Origin of the sequence: Candidatus Megaera polyxenophila, from assembly GCF_029982035.1 — a bacterium.
Taxonomy (GTDB): Bacteria; Pseudomonadota; Alphaproteobacteria; order Rickettsiales; family Rickettsiaceae; genus Megaera; species Megaera polyxenophila.
The window spans coordinates 33,595-48,545 of the sequence record NZ_CP104166.1 but is presented as its reverse complement, the minus strand read 5'-3'; the positions used below and the strand labels follow the sequence as shown (position 1 = coordinate 48,545).

The following is a 14,951-nucleotide window of genomic DNA, read 5'->3' as shown; positions in this document are numbered from 1 at the left end:
AAAAACCCACACAAAACATGGAATTAAAAAGGCCAGATTGGATTAAAGTTAAAGCTCCAAATTCAAAGGAATATGAAAATACTAAATCCTTAATTAGTGAACTTAAATTAAACACGGTGTGTCAGGAAGCTGCTTGTCCTAATATTGGGGAATGCTGGCAAAAAAAACATGCCACCGTTATGATATTAGGATCTGTTTGCACGAGAGCTTGCGCATTTTGTAATGTAGCTACTGGCCGTCCTGATTTACTTGACCCCCATGAACCAGAAAGATTAGCCGAAGCTGTAGGAAAGCTAGGGCTTGAGCATGTGGTAATCACTTCTGTTGATAGAGATGATCTCCCTGATGGTGGGGCTACTCATTTTGCTAATTGTATAAAACAGCTACGAAAATCATCGCCAAATACTACTATTGAGATTTTAACACCTGATTTCTTAAAAAAAGAAGATGCTATAGAGATAGTAGTGGAGGCTAAGCCTGATGTATTTAATCATAATATTGAGACTGTTCCTTCTTTATATAAAAGGATTAGACCAGGGGCTAGATATTTTCATTCTTTAAACTTACTATATAAGGTAAAAAAGCTAGATCCAGAAGTATTTACAAAATCTGGCATCATGGTTGGCCTTGGGGAAAGTAATGCAGAAATAACCCAAGTTATGGATGACTTGCGTGCAGCAGACGTAGATTTTATAACTATCGGTCAATATTTACAGCCAACAAAAAAACATGCCGAAATTGCTAGATATGTCACGCCGGAAGAATTTAAGTATTTTGAAAGATTAGCACGAACAAAAGGATTTTTAATGGTATCAGCTTCGCCTCTTACGAGGTCTTCCTACCATGCTGGTGATGATTTTAAAATAATGAAACAAGCCCGTAGCGTTGTTACTAAGGCTTGACTAGAATTTTAGGAGCGCCAGTTCACTTATATCAGTATCTTCACATTTGATTAAAGCTCTTTCTACTACCGTCCCATTTTCTGATCTAGTGTAAAATCCTCCATATTCACCAGCTGAGTGTACCCCCGCTTTACCTTTCTGCTTCCAAAAATTCCATTTCGTCCCTTCCCCAAAAGTATCTAATTCAGAATCCTTCCTTTTCATATTATCACCATAAATTAAGTAGCTTAAGTTTTTTAAGTTTATTTAATATTCAATTAAGGGGTAAATAAAAATTTAGCAAGTTTGATGAGTTTTTATAAAAGTAATGGTTTTTTGAAACATAGCAGCTAATTTATTTAGCTCCAGCAGATCTTAAAAGGGTTTCTATCTCAGGCCTATTTTGTAAAACTGCTATTTCAAGGGCTGTTACCCCTTGGTTATTTTTAATTGATAGATCGATTCCTTTCATGATTAAAAATTTTACTGCAGAGTAGTTATTTTTATAAACTGCTTTGTGGAGTAAGGTATTACCGTCGCAGTCAACAAGTTGAATTATAGGATAACCATCCAATAAATTAATTAAATCATAAATATTATTCTTATCTATTGCTTTAAAAGCTTGTGTTAGAGCATCCATATTTTCGCTTTTAACAGATGCACCTGGTTTATTAAAATTAGCATCATAATTTTCAATGAAATTATTTATTGCCTGACGTGCCGGTTCATTTTTTATACTATTATAATTACTCCAAAAGATTTTAAGATAAGAATTTAAGTCCATTAAATCTAATTGGCTTTCTCTAGTTACTTCTCCTAGCACAACCTCATCATTCGGTAATATAAGTACTTGAGCTTCGTCATTAACAAACTTTGTTTGATCTGGATTAGCCTCTTCTGTTGCAGGAACAGGATTTAGATCTTCTTTTGAAATTTCTGGAAGTTTCTGAGTTTTGTTTAACCGATCCTGTAGATGTTGACGATAGGTTTTAACATTTAAAGCTTCAGAGTTTTGGCTAGATTGAGCTACTGAATCCTGCGTTAACTTTACATTTTCTGGTAGCTTGTCAGTTTTTGGTTCTAACAAGTTTCCTGTAGCAGGTAAAGGGGGATTATTTTTACTATTAGCATTTTTTGCTGGAGTATCAGGAATAGGAGGGGTGTTTACTGTTAAAGCTTTATTATTATTTGCAGATTTGTCATCAGTTGTGGGTACACTTAAAGTTATATTTTGTACTGGTGTATTTTTAGATGTTGTATCAGATGCTTCCGAAGCGTTAAGGGGAGATGTTTTGTTAGCTATCGCCTCAGGCTTAGTCGGTAACTCGTCATCCGGTTTAATCCCATCAGGAAGTTGGAGGTCAGAGGTATCAGTTTTAGTTTCTTTCTTAATTCCTTCTCCGCTAAGAGGTGGGATATTAGGAGCGCTATTATTGCTGGTTGCTACCTCAGGCTTAGTTGGTAATTCTTCGTCCAGTTTAATCCCATCAGGAAGTTTGAGATCAGAGATATCAGTTTTAGTTTCTTTCTTAATTCCTTCTCCAGTAAGAGGTGGGATATTAGGAGCGCTATTATTGCTAGTTGCTACCTCAGGCTTAGTCGGTAACTCGTCATCCGGTTTAATCCCATCAGGAAGTTGGAGGTCAGAGGTATCAGTTTTAGTTTCTTTCTTAATTCCTTCTCCAGTAAGAGGTGGGCTATTAGGGGTACTGTTATTGCTAGCTGCTCCTTCAGGCTTAGTCGGTAACTCGTCATCCGGTTTAATCCCATCAGGAAGTTGGAGGTCAGAGGTATCAGTTTTAGTTTCTTTCTTAATTCCTTCTCCAGTAAGAGGTGGGATATTAGGAGCGCTATTATTGCTGGTTGCTACCTCAGGCTTAGTTGGTAATTCTTCGTCCAGTTTAATCCCATCAGGAAGTTTGAGATCAGAGATATCAGGGACTTTTTGTAGCGAACTTTTATCTGTAGATTGATTTTTATTATTAATTAGCACATTATCGGAATTAGGAGCAGAAGGAGAGTTAGGGAGCTCTTTAGTAATTGCTGTAAGAGTTTTTGCTGGCGATTCTGAATTAATACCGGCAGTATTATTGTTTTTATAACCTAAATCATTAGCAGTTTTTTCAGCTTGTTTTTCTTGGGCTGAAACCTTTTTATTTTCCTGTTTTTTATTTCCTAAACCAAAAAAATTTAAAGTTTTATTCCAAAAAGAATTTCCCTTGTTTTCGGAATTTATAACCTCTTCTGATGATGGAAGTGGAGGTGGTAACTGGTGTTCTGATGCCGAATAAGCATTAGAATGTAGGATCAAAACATAGAGAAGAGTTAAAATTTTCTTTTTCATTTCTTATTCCCAATAAAAAACCATTCAATACAACAATAGCTAGCTAAGAGTGTTTTATTTATACAGCTATTTTTTTGGTATCAATTTTTTTAATTCCTCAGCTATTACTTTTTCTACTAACTTTGGCAAATTATTATCTAACCATTCTTTTAACATAGGCTTTATTAAATTAGTAATAATTAAATCAGCTTCTGTGTTCCGTTCTTTCAATATTGGATCATTAATTTTTTGAGAAAAATCCTTTATTGCTGTTGAAAATTTGTCAGAGGTTTCTTTAGAAAGTAATTCCTCTGTATATGCTTTATCTTGTTCGCCTTCTTTAAATTCGGTTGTTAATTCTAATATTGATTCACCTAAATTAAGATGTTCATTGTCATTTAAACCCTTAGGTGCAAAATTATTAGGATCATCAATTATACCCCTGATAGAGCGTATTATATCTTCAAGTTTTTCTTCCTTTATCTCACTTTTTTTCTCTCTAGAATTCATGGTTCTTAAAATCCTACAATTCTTAATTTTAGTTTTTTGAACTCTTGATCCGGGTTAAAATATTCAACAGGCAATTTCATTTTTTCAGCAGTCAATTCCCCCATTAAGGATTTTATATTATAACTAGCTAATATTAACTCCCTTTGTGCTTCAACTCTAGCTTCTCTGGCCTTACTTAACTTTTCTTCCGACATAATAACATCAATTATGGTTTTAGACCCCAGCATTTCTTCTTGAAGCATTCCTTCGTACGCTATTTCACCAGATTTAACTCCTTGAGATGTAGCGGCAATCCTGGTCTTCGCTGCGTTAAATTTTTCCCAACTCGCTTTACATTGTGATTTAATCTGTTTTATTTGAGTATCTAGTTGCAGAACAGCTTTTCTGGTTTTATATTTTGCTCTTCTAATATCAGAATATTCTACCCCTCCTTTAGAGAGAATAGGGACATTTACTGATAAGGTAGAAGTAACGCTATTAGAGTTAAAATTTTGTCTAAGTTGATCTTCAGGACTGTATCTTGTATCTCCGCTTTGTATTCGGAATGACACCTGGGGTAACAAAGCTCCCTTAGCAGCATATTCTCCGGCTTTGGAAGCTTTAGTAGAATGTTGGGATGATATTATGTTTGGATTGGCAGCGATTGCTATTTCAACTAATTCCTCTAAGCTATTTGGTAAATTAGCTGCTAATTCCGGCATTTTAATCCCCGTTGCTTCTAAAGCAAAAACTCTTAAAAATTCTGCTTTAGCTGCTTCAAAATTTGCATATGCAATAGATTGATTAGCCTGAGCAGTTGCAAGCCCAGATTCAGCACTTGCAACTTCAGTTTCAGTTGATTCACCAAGTTTAAATTTTTCTTTTACAGCTTCCAGCTGAGTTCTGTTAGATTTAACACTTATTTTTGAAATGTTATATTTTTCCGTGGCTTCAACACAGTTTAGATAATTAGTAATTTCTTCCAAAAATATATTTTGCTCCTTAGCGTAATAATCACCTTTAGAAGCCCTAAAAGCCGATTGTGCAGCCTTTAATTCTGCAACGCTAGACCCGCCGTTAAATATTGATTGATCCAGGGTGAGGGTTTTTGAATATCGTGAATTATCTGTAGAGGTATTATCTAAACCAGCAGCAATGTTACTTTTTCTTGTGACTTTTGAATCTGTTGCATCAAATCCGGCAGAAATTTTTGGCATAAAACCAGCAAGAGCACGAGGGAACTGTTCTATTTCATTCAAGAAATCCGATCTAATAATTTTTAGCTTTTCATCGTTATTATAGCCGCTTTTGAGAGCTTCATTTAGCTCAAGAGCTAAACTATTAGAAAAATTTAATGTAATAAATGTAAATAAAACTAATCTGTACATGGATTCAATATTACCGATAATTAAAGTTGATTGTAAGGTAAGTAGTCATATTAGTATATTCAATGATATAGTTTAGACATAAAGTTTGAACATACTGTGTTAATGCTGGCACTTAGATTATCAAAAATTATATTTTTATCAATAATAACTTGAGCCTTAAAGTAGTTTTCGGGCTAAATTTTATAGGTATGCTAAAATATTTTTGAATTATTGGTGGTTAAAAATGAAATATAATGTGGTCCAAGGTAAGTTTAACTTTTCTCTTTTGCCCTTAGATTTGCAAGAGAAGTTAAAGGTGTTAGAAAGCGAAGCTCAGGAACAAATAAGCCAATTTACTACTTCTCTTAGAGGTGTTTTGCAACATGAAACCAGAATCCTAGAAGAAGGGCTAAGCCAATCAGATTTAACCTTGGAAGAACAAGAGCATGCAAAAACGCTGTTTAAGCAAACGATTTTAGAGCCACTAGAAGGAATAGCTTCAAATTTACAGTCTCAGCTTTCTGAAACAGAAGAAAGCAAAGCATTTAGTATTATACTATTAGAAACTTTAGTTAAAGTTCTAACTAGTATCCAAAATTTTAAAACAAAGCTCGATGAAATATTGCCGATAAAATGCGACAAGATAAGCCACCTATCGGTGGCAGCTTAAAAGAAGATACCCTTGACCGATAAATATTTATGGAGGATTATAATACTGGTATTTGATTTGTTTTAACTTGAGTTATAAAGACTGAATGTTAGACATACATAAGATAATATATAATTGAGTTATGAGTAACTTGCACTCTGAGCAGCATTTGGTCAATGAATTAGCGGTAAAAACTCTTAAGGCCATTTCTAAAGAGCAAGCAATTCCTTACAGCAGGATCAAAAAGATTTTTTCCGAAGGAGATAAGGAAATAGCCAAGGCTTTCTGGATAATGTTGCGAAAAATATCTCCCAATCATAAGTATAATTCTGTTTACTATTGCCCTGATTGTAAAGAATTTGATTTAGAACGCAAAGGAAGAAAGATTCCTTGGTAAGAAAACATTAACTATAAGTAATTTATGGAAATAGTCGGTAAAGGAATATCTATAAAACATATTTTTCTAGACCGTGGTAATTGGTCTCGATTTCGCTAAAAAATACGGCAAGCTAAGATACGGCATTATTTTCAACGTCACTAAAGTTATATCGTGTGGAACGAAATATTTAGGATTTAAACGTTATAGCTGCCGTGATTGTAACCGCAATAAATCGGTAGCATTCAGCTGTAAAGGTAGGTTTTGTTCTCGTTGTGGTAAGAAACAAACGGATCAATGGGTGAGTAAGGCTAGCAATGTTCTACCAAAAACACGATGGCAGCACATTACATTTACAATGCCGGACTCTTTATGGCCGATATTTTGGCTCAATCGTGATCTGTTTGGATTGATTTCCGGTATTGCAGCAGGAATTATTAAGGAGATAGCTACAAAGAAAAATCTTGTGGTTGGTATATTTACTGCCTTACACACTTTCGGTAGAGATTTAAAACGCAATGTTCATATCCATTTATCGGTTACTTGCGGCGGTATAAATAGCAAAGGCAAGTGGCAAAAATTATTTTTTCCTGCCGAACCTATTAAAAAAATGTGGAGACATAGAGTCCTTGAGTTATTTCGCTTTCAATATATCTCAAGTAATTTGAAGTTGCCGTCCGCATATCAAAATGCTGAGAATTTTAATAACTGGATGAGTAGTTTATACGAAATCAGTTGGTATGTTTATTTACAAAAACCATCGGATGATCATAAACGCAACATAGAATATTTAGGGCGGTATATAAAACGCCCCCTATTTCCGAGACAAGAATAGAAAATTACGACGGAAAGCAGGTAACGTTTAAATTTCTTGATCACTATAATAATACAATTGATCGCATAACTATGCCCGTGATGCAGTTCATAGCTAGTCTGATTATGCATATACCAGATCGTTATTTTCGAATGATTAGGTATTACGGTTTTTTATCTAATAGAACTAGGGGCGTACAATTACCTATCGTATATAAGGCAATTAATCAAATCGTTCATAAGAAAACTAAGCTCATTAGTTGGAGATTAATGATTTGGTTGAATTTTAAAATAGATCCTCTGTTTTGCTATAATTGCAATAAATGTATGAATCTGCGGCAAGTTTATTACGGTTTATCTCCGCCATTGTTATTAATAAGAACCAATGAATTATTATCAACGCCTAGATAACATCATTATGGCGAACACTTCTTTCACGTCTTGGCCACATAATTTGTAAAACTGAACCTATTTTTAGATAGATTCTGGCAGAGATTTTTGTAAAAGTGTTGATAATTTCTAATATTGTGGCTGGTAACTACATATTTATTAAACGAATTTTTAAAAAGCTGATTGATGATTTTTCTGGTTGCAAATTTTGAATTTCCTATACTATGAAATAATTAGTTTTGCTGTTCCTGCTTTATTATTAGTTGTTACTGCTTATTCTCCTGCTTTGGGGTTTGTTTTAAACAGTACAGGGTTACTAGAAACTGTCGCCTCTTTTTTTAAAGATGAAAATCTACAAAAAACAATAGATAACCTTGTAGATACAACAGAAAAACTAAATAAAGACAGCAGTTTAGAAGTGATTGGTAAAATATCAAAATTAGCGATTGAAACAGGAATTTCTGCTACAGCACTTGGTAAATTTGGTTTTAGCTCCAATATCTTGAGTAGTGTACTTGAAGGAGTTACTGCCACGGCTGGTATAAAGAGCTTTATGCAAGAAGTAAGTGGGTATGCTGATAAAGTTTTTCCTCAAAATGAAAAAGAAATTGATGCAACTTTGGAGTTTATCAAGAATTCAGCAGTATCTGCTCTCCAAGAAACAGGAGTCCCTGAAGCCCTTACTTCAAAAATAAAAGCGCATATAGAACAACAGGCAGCTGTAGCAAAAGATGTTCTAAAACAAAATTTAGACCCAAGTATTAGTATTTTTGATAAAATAAAAATTCAACAAAATGGTGCAAACTTAATGTTAGAATGCTTAAACCAGGTTACTAAAACTGTAAAAGCACATATATCCGACCCTAAAGATATCGAGGTTATAACAGCTGTGGTTGCGGACGTGCTTAAAAAAGGGATTAAAGACCGCATTCAAGGTAATATAGAGAAAATTGCTACGCAGGTGCAAGATCCACAAGTGAAAAATTTTGCCAAAAAAGCTCTTGGAGCAGGCCATGCAAATTTGTTGGATATTGCAAAAGGAGTGATGAAATCTTTAAGTCCAGATACTTCTCGTGCCATGTAGAGGCCATTTGTAGAAATCCTTTATTCAAGAATAAACTTTTTACTGCAGTAAGGGCAGGTGACTTCTTTAGTTTCGGGGTTTACCGCAAGATAGATTCTAGGGTGATCATAGGGTACTTCTTGGCCCATACAAACCACAGATAAAGATTTTGTTTTTTCAATTTTGCATGATTTCATATTAACTTTTTTGAGATGCTTATATCATCGATGAATGATATCTCAGGAATGTTTATTTATCAAATATAAATCAGGTTTTAAAATATGAAAGATAAAATAGTTGTAGTAACTGGATCCACAAGCGGTATTGGTTTTGGAATAGCTTCGAAATTTGCTAAAAATGGTGCTACATTAGTTATTAATGGGCTTGCTTCTGATTCTGAAGTAAAAAAGCTTTCTAGCGAGCTAAAACTTCTTGGTGCAGCAGAGGTGCTATTTGATAGTGCCGATCTTTCAAAACCTGCAGAAATTGACAGAATGTTTAAAAATATAATCCAAAAATATCAAAGAGTAGATGTGCTAGTTAATAATGCGGGGATTCAATTTGTGTCACCGGTTGAAAATTTTCCACCGGAAAAATGGGAAATGATAATTCGTATAGATTTAATTGCTGCTTTTTATACAATAAAGAATGTTATCCCTATAATGAAACAACAAAAATGGGGTAGGGTAATTAACATTGCCTCAGCCCATGCTTTGGTAGCATCGCCCTTTAAATCAGCCTATGTGGCTGCTAAACATGGACTAATTGGGCTGACAAAATCTGTAGCCTTAGAAGTAGCTCAAGATGGTATAACTGTTAATTCTATTTGCCCAGGTTATGTGAAAACTCCGCTTGTAGTAAATCAGATCGCTGATACAGCAAAAGCTAGATCCATGTCGGAAGAGGATGTAATTAAGAATGTTATACTAGGAGTACAAGCAACAAAAAAATTTGTAGAGATTGAAGAAATAGCTGATTTTGTATATTTTCTATCTTCTGATAGCGCTTCTTCTATTACAGGTTCAGCTTTATCAATTGACGGTGGATGGACTGCACAATAGGTTTGGTAATAAATTGGATTAAAGGTGTTATAATTTTTAAATGAACTAGCTATCAAATGATAATATTAATTTCTCCTTCTAAAACATTAGATTTTTCTGGAAATTATAAAGGTGAGCATACCATTCCTGATTTTCTTAAAGAATCAACAGAGCTTATTAAAGTTTTACGTAAGCTAACTACTTCTGAAATAGTAGGATTAATGGATTTAAGTGAAAAACTAGCTGTTTTAAATCACCAACGCTACCATGATTTCAGTATTCCGTTTACTTTAGAGAATAGCTGCCAAGCGATATATGCTTTTAAAGGCGATGTATATGAAGGGTTAGATGTAGAAGCTTTTACTCAAGAAGACATCAAGTACGCTCAATTACATTTAAGAATTATTTCCGGGCTTTATGGTTTGCTAAGACCACTAGATCTTATCCAACCTTATAGACTTGAAATGGGAACAAAACTGCTCAGTCAGAATTACAAGAATTTATACGAGTATTGGGGAGACAAGATTATAGTTAAATTAAATGAACTGCTAAAAAGCGGAGAGAGCGATTTACTGGTGAATTTAGCGTCAGCAGAATATTTTAAGGTGATAAATCAAAAACTATTTAACCGTCGTTTAATTACTCCTGTTTTTAAAGAAAGGAAAAATAGCGAGTATAAAGTTATACCTATTTTTGCTAAAAAAGCACGCGGTCTTATGACATCATATATAATAAAACAGCGTATTGAAAGCATCTATGATATTAAGCAGTTTAACGGAGGTGGTTATGAATTCAACGCTGCTCTTTCAACCGAAACCGAATTAGTTTTTACTAGGTAAGAACTTTTTAAGGTTTTTTACGAGAACATATTAAAACGTTTCCCTTAACTTCTAAAACGTACAATACATCGTCTGGATTTACGTGTTCTTTTTCTGAATCTACAAGTTTAGCATTCATAATAGTACCGGACCATGATACCTGACCTATTTTTCCAGGTTCTATATTTCGATTAAGAACTGTTACCTGGTTTCCTACTAAATCGAAATAACCTTGATTAATATTATTCCCTTTCCTTTTACCGTAAACAAATTTCTTTAACGGCCACCAAAGTACTAAGAACCAGGTAAAGGAGACAAGCCCAAATGTCGCTATTTGGTAATCAGTTATTTCTAAGTAAGAGGAAATTAAAGCAGAAGTAGTTAAAGCTCCTAAACCTAGAAATAAAAATCCGATTCCTGGAATTTTGCTAAATTCAATTATGATAAAAATTATTCCAACTATTAACCAAATTTCTACCGCAGATATATCCATATTTCACTAATTATTTAAAATGTTCCAGGTTTATTATAGTAATAGGTTGCTTTAATTTCTACAAAAGGTTTCCTAAAATAGGATAGCACATTTTATTGCTTTTTTTTAAAAATAATTGCATCAGATACAGGCCTAACTACTTCTAATCCGTTTGCTTCGTCTTTATCACCTATTTGATTGTTAACATATTTACCATGTATGTATAAGCTGGAGGATCCGCCTCCGTCAAGGTTAATTGCTGATATGCACCCTTGCTCTGACATAAAATTAGCTAATTCTTTTAAAGTAATTCCTTCTGAGTTATTACTATCTGATAACTCTTCCAGAAGTATTTTTTTTACCTCGGCTGCTTTTAATTCGTTAAAGGAAAGCTTTTTCTTTAATAAAATATCCTGGATTTCCTTTAATGTTAAAGAACCTGGAGTTTTTGTATACATACACTCTACCACTGCAATTATTATTTTTCCATTCTCAGTAATACCAATAGCTGTTCGTGCATGTTTTTCTGAATCAGACAGTTTTTCGTTAATTATTCCATCCATAATTAAAAATGGAATTCCCATAATTGCTGAAGTTGATTTATCAAATAAGTGATAGTTATTTTCCTCTTTACATTCAGCAGAAACACCAATTTTTAGAAGTGAAGTGTCGTAGGTTTTAGGTAATGATAATACATAACCACCTGGAGGAATTAAATTATTTCCATGAGGTGCTATACCAGTTATTTTTTTTTGTTTTGAAATAATGATTTCATTTCTATTTTTAAAAGCAGTGAGGGTAGAAGTTCCCCACTTATCGGAATATAAAATTATCGAAGAATTATTAGCAAATTTGTTATAAGCAGTAGGGACAATCTGGGAATTACCTATCTTGATTTCTACCTTGGGATACCACACCTGCACTGCTGGTTCGTTATTTTTTATTGTAAATACTGCATGCTTTGTCGTGCGCAGACCAAATATTTGGCCATTAATTATAAGAGTTCCAGTAGGGCGTCCATCTTCATTCCCGCCAATTTGAAAAAAACCGGCATTTATGGCAATTTCTGCATTTTCACGTTCTGCTATATCTCCTACTTTTTCTCTTCCAAATACAGAATTATGAGCGCTAACTAGGGAAATACTATACTGTTTTAAATCAATTTTAACTAGATGGATTTTCTGGTTAGGTTTTTCGATAAGGCTATATTCATAACCGCTTGTACCTATAGCATAATTCATAGCCCACATATTTATAAAAAGAAAAGCTATAATTTTTATCATTTATATTCTTTAGCAAGGTCTATGTAATTTTCAATATTATCCTGCATAAATCTAACTTCCTCTTCCGTAATTTTTCTAATAAATTTTGCAGGGCTACCAGCCCATAACTCCCGTGATTTAACTATTTTCCCAGGGGTCACTAAGCTACCTGCGGCTATAAAAGCATATTCTTCAATCATCGCTTTATCCATAATGGTTGATTGCATACCAATAAAAGCATTATTTTTAATTGTGCAGGCATGAATGAGAGCAAGATGCCCAATCGTAACGTTATTTCCAATTGAAGTAGGGCCATCAAATCTTGAAGTATGGATTATGGTTCCGTCTTGGATATTAGTGCAAGAACCTACTGTAATAGGATTAACATCGCCTCTTAGTACACAATTAAACCATACTCCTGAATTTTCGGAAATAGTGACATCTCCTGCAATTATTGCCCCATGAGCAATAAACGAACTTTTGTCAATTTTAGGGTTTATCCCTTTGAATTTTATGATTTTTGGCATAAAGGTTAAAACTATCAATAAAAAAATATTTTACAAAATAAAAAGATAAAAATCTTATTGTATTAATCAATATAATTTAATACACTTTTGGCACATTTAAACAATGTATATAATACATGAATTTTCGTGATCAGGGTATAATTATTGCAAAAAACTCTTTTAAGGAAGATAGTTATGTAGTGACTTTGTTTACTGAAAAGCATGGGCTATATTCAGGCGTAATAAAACGCGGTGGAAAAAAAAGCGTTAATGTCCTCCTGGAATCTAACTTAGTAGACTTTTTCTGGAATGCGCGACTTCATGAACATTTAGGATCTGCAAAATGTGAATTAATCAGGTCTTATAGCAGCTTTATAATTCAAAATAAAATGAAATTATACGCATTCAATTCAATAGTTAGTCTAATAAAAAAAGCTTTTTGTGAAAGAGAATCACATAATAAATTCTTTGCTAAATTCTTATGTTACCTTGAAAATTTAAAGGAGAAAAAAGAATTTTCATTTTCAGATTATATCAAATTAGAAATTGATTTATTAGCAGAAACAGGTTATAGGGTAGTCCTTGATAGCTGTGTAGTAACGGGTAAAAAGCATGATTTACACTATGTGTCGCCAAAATCAGGGCAAGCAGTTTGTAAGGGATCAGGGCAAGAATATGCGGACAGGTTACTTGCTTTACCTCAGTTTTTGTTAAATAATGCAGAACCTACCTTACAAGAAAAACATCAAGCATTTGCTCTTACTTCATATTTTTTAAATAGATATGTTATACATGGTATTGCGTTAAAAGATAGACAAGTTCTTATAGAACACTCAGTGGTATAATTTACACAGCATATTTATTTGAATAGTTAATAAAATGCCCTTCCTTTGTTGATAGTCTCTCCGTCAAAACTCTCTACCCCTGAATTAGAAGGGGTTTCATGTTATAAATGGCTTACGAAATCCATAAGAAAATGTTATAATTAGCGCATAAAGCTTATGGATTTTAAAGTATATGCCTATAGAAAATATTAGTTTTTCTCAAAAACAAGAAAGATTATTTGGTGAAAAATTATCTATACAACTAAATCGCAAAAACAAATTATATAAACTGAGAGATTTGGTAAATTGGTCTGAACTTGAAGCGCTGGCATTAGCTAAGGTTGAAATCAAGCAATTCGGTAGAAATAAGAAGGATCATAGAGTAATGCTAGGACTATCAATGCTGCAAGCTATGTATAACGGTTCTGATTCGTTTACGGAGGAAGAATTAAAGGAAAATATATATTGGCAATATTTTTGCGGCTATGAGTATATGCAACAAGATATTGACGTATCGGAGGCGACTATACGTAGATTCCGCAATGCTCTGGGAGAGGAAGGATATAAAGAGATTCTAAAAGAGCTTTTGCGTATAGGACTGAAGGTCGGAGCACTCAAAAAAAAAGACTTGGAATCGGCGATTATAGATACGACTGTACAGATTAAGAATATCAAACATCCACATGACGTACATTTAATGGAGACCGCAAGAGCAAAAGTAGTAGATCTCTGTAAACGACTTGGTATTTCGCTTAACGAGACATACGCCAAGAGTTTTAAATATAAGACGATCAAGCTTTGGAAGTACAAGGAAGATAGTAAAGCAAGGCAACGTAGAAAAATAATGATAAGCTTAAAAGTCCGCTTAGGTAGGTTGATCCGTATATGCTGGAGAGGTATAGAAAAATCAAAATTAGAACTATCTGCTGAGGATAGCGCCATTTTTACGAGAGTTAAAAATATTCATGCCCAGTCTGTGCTTAAGAAAAAGGACAAGGATATTTATAAAAAAGAGCATAAGATAGTCTATAGCTTTCATGCTCCGGAGGTAGAGTGTATCGGCAAGGGTAAAATGAATAAACCTTACGAATTTGGTAACAAAGTCGGGATTGCAGTAAGCGGCCGAGGCAACTTTATTCTTGGGGTTAAATCTTTTCACGGTAACCCCTACGACGGACATACTTTAGATCAAACGGTATCGGAGCTGCGCAAGCTAAGTCCGGAGACTAGCAAAATTTTTGTAGATCTTGGTTACACCGGCCATAACTTCAAAGAAAAAGGCAAGGTTTTTACCGCCAAGACCAAGAAAGCTTTATCAACCGATGACAAAAAGATGCAAAAGCGGAGAAGTGCAATTGAACCGATAATAGGTCATCTAAAGAATTTTGGTCGTATGGGTAGAAACTACCTTAAGGGAATAATTGGAGATATCGTTAATCCGCTTATCTCTGCCGTTGGCTTGAATTTGCGTAGAATCACTAATATTCTCAAAGAATCCACCGCATAATAATTTTCCGAAAATCTTAATAATTTAAGCAATTAGCATTGCTCAAGAGAGAATCATGAGTAAATTGTGAATTTTTGCCATCATAGCACCTAAATTTTATATTTTTGGTAAAAAAATACCCCAAAAAAATAAAAATGCGATGATTGACTTTTAAAATTATTAAAACTACAT

General features: G+C 33.9%; 16 protein-coding genes and 1 pseudogene. 9 read left to right on the top strand and 8 right to left on the bottom strand.

Features of this window, described 5'->3' with window-relative positions:
* Positions 1–17 precede the first annotated feature (17 nt).
* Complete coding sequence (lipA, locus tag N3Z16_RS00235; protein WP_282486282.1) at positions 18–902, top strand: lipoyl synthase; 885 nt, start codon at positions 18–20, stop codon at positions 900–902.
* Here lipA and N3Z16_RS00230 read toward each other — a convergent pair whose 3' ends face one another.
* The 4 genes from N3Z16_RS00230 to N3Z16_RS00215 form a co-directional block, all read right to left on the bottom strand.
* Positions 903–1,106: a hypothetical protein gene (locus tag N3Z16_RS00230; RefSeq protein WP_282486280.1), complete on the bottom strand. Its 204-nt coding sequence runs from the start codon at positions 1,104–1,106 to the stop codon at positions 903–905.
* Positions 1,107–1,236: 130 nt separating this feature from the next.
* Entirely contained in the window at positions 1,237–3,225 is a 1,989-nt protein-coding gene (locus N3Z16_RS00225) for an ankyrin repeat domain-containing protein (RefSeq protein ID WP_282486279.1), read from the bottom strand.
* Between the two features lie 66 nt (positions 3,226–3,291).
* A complete protein-coding gene (locus tag N3Z16_RS00220) occupies positions 3,292–3,714 on the bottom strand; it encodes a PopZ family protein (RefSeq protein WP_282486278.1) in 423 nt (140 codons plus the stop codon).
* A 5-nt stretch (positions 3,715–3,719) separates the two neighbouring features.
* The gene (locus N3Z16_RS00215) at positions 3,720–5,081 is read right to left on the bottom strand and encodes a TolC family outer membrane protein (protein WP_282486277.1); all 1,362 of its coding nucleotides are present in this window, start codon (positions 5,079–5,081) and stop codon (positions 3,720–3,722) included.
* Positions 5,082–5,376: 295 nt separating this feature from the next.
* Here N3Z16_RS00215 and N3Z16_RS00210 point away from each other — a divergent pair, with 295 nt between their 5' ends.
* From N3Z16_RS00210 to N3Z16_RS00195, 4 genes and pseudogenes are all read left to right on the top strand, one after another.
* The gene (locus N3Z16_RS00210; protein WP_282486276.1) at positions 5,377–5,730 is read left to right on the top strand and encodes a hypothetical protein; all 354 of its coding nucleotides are present in this window, start codon (positions 5,377–5,379) and stop codon (positions 5,728–5,730) included.
* A 121-nt stretch (positions 5,731–5,851) separates the two neighbouring features.
* Positions 5,852–6,106, top strand: coding sequence for a hypothetical protein (locus N3Z16_RS00205; protein ID WP_282485543.1), 255 nt, complete (start codon positions 5,852–5,854; stop codon positions 6,104–6,106).
* Positions 6,107–6,179: 73 nt separating this feature from the next.
* Positions 6,180–7,309, top strand: a pseudogene (locus N3Z16_RS00200) (IS91 family transposase).
* Positions 7,310–7,496: 187 nt separating this feature from the next.
* Positions 7,497–8,372, top strand: a complete 876-nt coding sequence (locus N3Z16_RS00195) for a hypothetical protein (RefSeq protein ID WP_282486275.1) — start codon at positions 7,497–7,499, stop codon at positions 8,370–8,372.
* 20 nt (positions 8,373–8,392) lie between these two features.
* Here N3Z16_RS00195 and N3Z16_RS00190 read toward each other — a convergent pair whose 3' ends face one another.
* A complete protein-coding gene (locus tag N3Z16_RS00190; RefSeq protein ID WP_410519647.1) occupies positions 8,393–8,500 on the bottom strand; it encodes a zinc-finger domain-containing protein in 108 nt (35 codons plus the stop codon).
* Between the two features lie 132 nt (positions 8,501–8,632).
* Here N3Z16_RS00190 and N3Z16_RS00185 point away from each other — a divergent pair, with 132 nt between their 5' ends.
* Both N3Z16_RS00185 and yaaA read left to right on the top strand, forming a co-directional pair.
* Positions 8,633–9,412, top strand: coding sequence for a 3-hydroxybutyrate dehydrogenase (locus N3Z16_RS00185; RefSeq protein WP_282486273.1), 780 nt, complete (start codon positions 8,633–8,635; stop codon positions 9,410–9,412).
* A 56-nt stretch (positions 9,413–9,468) separates the two neighbouring features.
* A complete protein-coding gene (gene yaaA / locus N3Z16_RS00180; protein ID WP_282486271.1) occupies positions 9,469–10,230 on the top strand; it encodes a peroxide stress protein YaaA in 762 nt (253 codons plus the stop codon).
* Positions 10,231–10,237: 7 nt separating this feature from the next.
* Here the strand turns inward: yaaA and N3Z16_RS00175 are convergent, their stop codons facing one another.
* The 3 genes from N3Z16_RS00175 to N3Z16_RS00165 all read right to left on the bottom strand — a co-directional run bounded on the left by N3Z16_RS00175 (position 10,238) and on the right by N3Z16_RS00165 (position 12,470).
* Complete coding sequence (locus tag N3Z16_RS00175; RefSeq protein WP_282486270.1) at positions 10,238–10,702, bottom strand: NfeD family protein; 465 nt, start codon at positions 10,700–10,702, stop codon at positions 10,238–10,240.
* Between the two features lie 92 nt (positions 10,703–10,794).
* Complete coding sequence (locus N3Z16_RS00170; RefSeq protein ID WP_282486269.1) at positions 10,795–11,964, bottom strand: phosphodiester glycosidase family protein; 1,170 nt, start codon at positions 11,962–11,964, stop codon at positions 10,795–10,797.
* On the bottom strand, positions 11,961–12,470 hold the full coding sequence (locus N3Z16_RS00165) for a gamma carbonic anhydrase family protein (RefSeq protein ID WP_282486268.1): 510 nt from the start codon (positions 12,468–12,470) through the stop codon (positions 11,961–11,963). Before N3Z16_RS00165 ends, N3Z16_RS00170 begins: the two co-directional genes overlap by 4 nt.
* Positions 12,471–12,586: 116 nt before the next feature.
* Here N3Z16_RS00165 and recO point away from each other — a divergent pair, with 116 nt between their 5' ends.
* Positions 12,587–13,294, top strand: a complete 708-nt coding sequence (gene recO, locus N3Z16_RS00160; protein WP_223939146.1) for a DNA repair protein RecO — start codon at positions 12,587–12,589, stop codon at positions 13,292–13,294.
* A gap of 172 nt (positions 13,295–13,466) precedes the next feature.
* Positions 13,467–14,780, top strand: coding sequence for an IS5 family transposase (locus tag N3Z16_RS00155; protein ID WP_282485558.1), 1,314 nt, complete (start codon positions 13,467–13,469; stop codon positions 14,778–14,780).
* Positions 14,781–14,951: the final 171 nt, after the last annotated feature.

Bases quoted from the DNA above. Each gene is read 5' to 3' on its own strand.
- lipA (WP_282486282.1), top strand. From the start codon at position 18: ATGGAATTAAAAAGGCCAGATTGGATTAAAGTTAAAGCTCCAAATTCA.
- N3Z16_RS00230 (WP_282486280.1), bottom strand. From the start codon at position 1,106: ATGAAAAGGAAGGATTCTGAATTAGATACTTTTGGGGAAGGGACGAAA.
- N3Z16_RS00225 (WP_282486279.1), bottom strand. From the start codon at position 3,225: ATGAAAAAGAAAATTTTAACTCTTCTCTATGTTTTGATCCTACATTCT.
- N3Z16_RS00220 (WP_282486278.1), bottom strand. From the start codon at position 3,714: ATGAATTCTAGAGAGAAAAAAAGTGAGATAAAGGAAGAAAAACTTGAA.
- N3Z16_RS00215 (WP_282486277.1), bottom strand. From the start codon at position 5,081: ATGTACAGATTAGTTTTATTTACATTTATTACATTAAATTTTTCTAAT.
- N3Z16_RS00205 (WP_282485543.1), top strand. From the start codon at position 5,852: ATGAGTAACTTGCACTCTGAGCAGCATTTGGTCAATGAATTAGCGGTA.
- N3Z16_RS00190 (WP_410519647.1), bottom strand. From the start codon at position 8,500: ATGGGCCAAGAAGTACCCTATGATCACCCTAGAATCTATCTTGCGGTA.
- N3Z16_RS00185 (WP_282486273.1), top strand. From the start codon at position 8,633: ATGAAAGATAAAATAGTTGTAGTAACTGGATCCACAAGCGGTATTGGT.
- yaaA (WP_282486271.1), top strand. From the start codon at position 9,469: ATGATAATATTAATTTCTCCTTCTAAAACATTAGATTTTTCTGGAAAT.
- N3Z16_RS00175 (WP_282486270.1), bottom strand. From the start codon at position 10,702: ATGGATATATCTGCGGTAGAAATTTGGTTAATAGTTGGAATAATTTTT.
- N3Z16_RS00170 (WP_282486269.1), bottom strand. From the start codon at position 11,964: ATGATAAAAATTATAGCTTTTCTTTTTATAAATATGTGGGCTATGAAT.
- N3Z16_RS00165 (WP_282486268.1), bottom strand. From the start codon at position 12,470: ATGCCAAAAATCATAAAATTCAAAGGGATAAACCCTAAAATTGACAAA.
- recO (WP_223939146.1), top strand. From the start codon at position 12,587: ATGAATTTTCGTGATCAGGGTATAATTATTGCAAAAAACTCTTTTAAG.
- N3Z16_RS00155 (WP_282485558.1), top strand. From the start codon at position 13,467: ATGCCTATAGAAAATATTAGTTTTTCTCAAAAACAAGAAAGATTATTT.